The sequence below is a fragment of the Flavobacterium sp. genome, assembly GCF_028712645.1.
In the GTDB taxonomy this organism is placed as follows: Bacteria; Bacteroidota; Bacteroidia; order Flavobacteriales; family Flavobacteriaceae; genus Flavobacterium.
Genome location: NZ_JAQTPQ010000353.1, coordinates 1 through 2949 on the forward strand (window position 1 = coordinate 1; position 2949 = coordinate 2949).

The following is a 2949-nucleotide window of genomic DNA, read 5'->3' on the forward strand; positions in this document are numbered from 1 at the left end:
AAAGACGCGTCAAAATACTTTCAACGTCTTCTCCAACATAACCTGCTTCTGTCAATACAGTCGCATCGACAATTGCCAAAGGAACATCCAACATTTTTGCAATGGTTTTAGCCACCAATGTTTTTCCGGTTCCAGTTTGACCAACCATAATAATATTACTTTTTTCAATCTCCACTTCATCGTTCAATTCTTGTTGCATCAAACGTTTGTAGTGATTATAAACCGCAACTGCCATCACTTTTTTGGTTTGATCTTGACCAATAACATATTGATCCAAGAAAGCTCTGATTTCTTTCGGCTTTCTCAACACCAAGTCGGTTGGCATATTTACTTTTCCGCTTGATTTTAATTCTTCTAATACAATTCCGTGGGCTTGCTCGATACATTTATCACAAATGTGCGCATCAATTCCAGCAATCAATAAATTGGTTTCTGGTTTTTTTCTTCCACAGAATGAACATTCTAATTTTGGTTTTGCCATCTTTCAAGGTTAGAAGTTAGAAGTTAGAAGTTAGAAGTCCCCAATCGTACTTCTAACCTCTAATTTCTAACTTTAATTTATCTTCTTAACACTTCATCAATCATTCCGTATTCCTTTGCTTCATCAGCAATCATCCAATAATCGCGCTCGCTGTCTTTGTGCACTTTATCGAAAGTCTGTCCTGTATGTTGCGAAATGATTTGGTATAATTCGTCTTTCAATTTCAACATTTCACGCAAGTTGATTTCCATATCAGTTGCAACACCTTGTGCTCCGCCTGATGGTTGGTGAATCATTACTCTTGAATGTGGCAATGCCGAACGTTTTCCTGCTGCTCCAGCACACAAAAGAACTGCTCCCATAGAAGCTGCCATTCCAGTGCAAATTGTAGCAACGTCTGGTTTAATATATTGCATTGTGTCATAAATCCCTAATCCTGCGTAAACACTTCCTCCCGGAGAGTTCAAATAAATTTGAATGTCTTTTGAGGCATCGGCACTTTCCAAAAATAATAACTGCGCTTGAACGATATTAGCGATTTGATCATCAATTCCAGTTCCCAAGAAAATAATTCGATCCATCATCAATCTTGAAAAAACATCCAATTGTGAAATATTCAATTGACGTTCTTCAATAATATAAGGAGTCATATTTGTTGGATTCATTGCCGCTACGATTTTATCGTAGTACATTGCGTTTACACCTTGGTGTTTTGTAGCAAATTTTTTAAATTCTTTACCGTAGTTCATATTTTTTAGTTTTAAACTTTAAAAAAAGAGCGTCAAAAAAAATATTCTTTTGACGCTCAAAGATACTAATTTTTTCTAAAATTTATTCTCCGTAAGACGCAGCAATAAATTCTTCGTAAGTCACTTCTTTAGTAGTAGGATTTGCTTTTTCTTTGAAGATTTCCAATAGTTTTTCAGCTACCACTTGATCAGAAAGTTTTTTTACCTCGTCTTGGTTAGATAATACTCGAGCAACAATTCCTTGAACTTCTTCGTCGGTTGGATTCATTTGCCCAAATTGCGCCATTTGTACACGAATATTTTTTGCAGTGAATGCCTTCAAATCTTCGAAAGTAATTTTGATATCGCTTTGAGATAATGCTTTTCCTTCGATCAATTGAAAACGCAATCCTTTTTCAGATCTTGCATATTCTACTGCAGCTTCTTCTGGAGTTAATTGTTTTTCACCAACAGTTTGCAACCATTTAATCAAGAATTGGGATGGTAAATCGAATTTTGTGTTTTCAATTAAAAATTCAGTTACATCGCTTAATAGTTTTTGATCTGCTTGTTGAGCAAATTGACTTTCAGCATCTTCTTTAATTTTGGCTTTCAAATCTTCTAATGAAGCCACTTTACCTTCACCAAATAATTTATCAAATAATTCTTGATTTAATTCAGCTACTTCTGTTGAATTAATTCCTTCAATTGTAAAATCTACATCTACATCAAGACCGTGAACATCATCGTGAGCTACTTTCATAACATCCATTAATTGATGATCATCTTCGAATAATCCTTTAGTGTTTACTGTTACCACATCACCTACTTGTTTGCCAACAAATTTATCGGCAGTAGCTTTATCTTTAAAAATAGCTAAAGAAAAAGTTGTTGGGTTGCTGATTCCTTTTTCGATATTGAAAAAAGTTCCTGAAACATCAAAACCTGCTGCAACTACTTCCTGAGGAATTGCTTTTCCGAATTGTTTTTGAATGCGTTCCACTTGACCATCAATCAACTTATCATCTGCTGTAACTATATATTTAATAATGTTATTTTTAGCATCAAGGTCAATTTCGAAATTTGGCACTAAACCAATTTCATATTCGAAAACTAATTCTTCATCATCCCAATTGAAGTTTTCATTTATTTTAGGAAGTGGAGTTCCAAGAAGATTTAATCTTTCAGATTGCACATAACGCTCCAAAGCTAAGTCAACAACTTTTTTTACTTCTTCTTGTTTAATAGCTTTACCATATTGTTTTTCAACAAGATCTTTTGGCACTGCCCCTTTTCTAAAACCTTTCACGGTTGCCAAAGGCATTTTTTCATTTATTCTTTTTGCCACTTGACCTTTGTAATCCATATGAACTACGGTCATAACAATTGTTTCATTTACTGCGTCTAATGCTACTCTTTTAATATCCATTTCTGTCTTTAATTTACATAATAAAATTGGGTTGCAAATTTATAAAATTTTTGCAACCCAAACAAGTTTTTAATATATTGAATTCAAGCTAATTATTTCACTTCAATTGCAACAATTTTTTATTTTTCTTCTCCAACAATTTTATACACAATAGACTGGCAAACGGATAGAATTATACTAAAAATTAGAGCTGTCAAAAATGAATTTACCCTAAATCCGCCAACAAGCCTTGAACAGATTACTATAATTAATGCGTTTATGACAAATAAAAACAAACCTAAAGTTAAAATTGTCGCAGGCAATGTGAGTAA

At 33.6% G+C, this 2949-nt stretch carries 4 protein-coding genes; all 4 read right to left on the reverse strand.

The window, feature by feature from the left end; all coding sequences use genetic code 11:
- On the reverse strand, window positions 1-481 hold a 481-nt coding region (locus PHC28_RS17715; protein ID WP_300103646.1), incomplete at its 3' end, for a ClpX C4-type zinc finger protein.
- Window positions 482-558: 77 nt separating this feature from the next.
- Window positions 559-1230 carry an ATP-dependent Clp endopeptidase proteolytic subunit ClpP gene (clpP, locus tag PHC28_RS17720; RefSeq protein WP_300103648.1) on the reverse strand — a complete coding sequence of 224 codons (672 nt, stop codon included), beginning with the start codon at window positions 1228-1230 and terminating at the stop codon, window positions 559-561.
- 82 nt (window positions 1231-1312) lie between these two features.
- Window positions 1313-2638, reverse strand: coding sequence for a trigger factor (locus PHC28_RS17725; RefSeq protein ID WP_300103650.1), 1326 nt, complete (start codon window positions 2636-2638; stop codon window positions 1313-1315).
- A gap of 119 nt (window positions 2639-2757) precedes the next feature.
- Window positions 2758-2949, reverse strand: a 192-nt coding sequence (locus tag PHC28_RS17730) for a phage holin family protein (RefSeq protein WP_300103652.1), incomplete at its 5' end; no start/stop codon positions are given.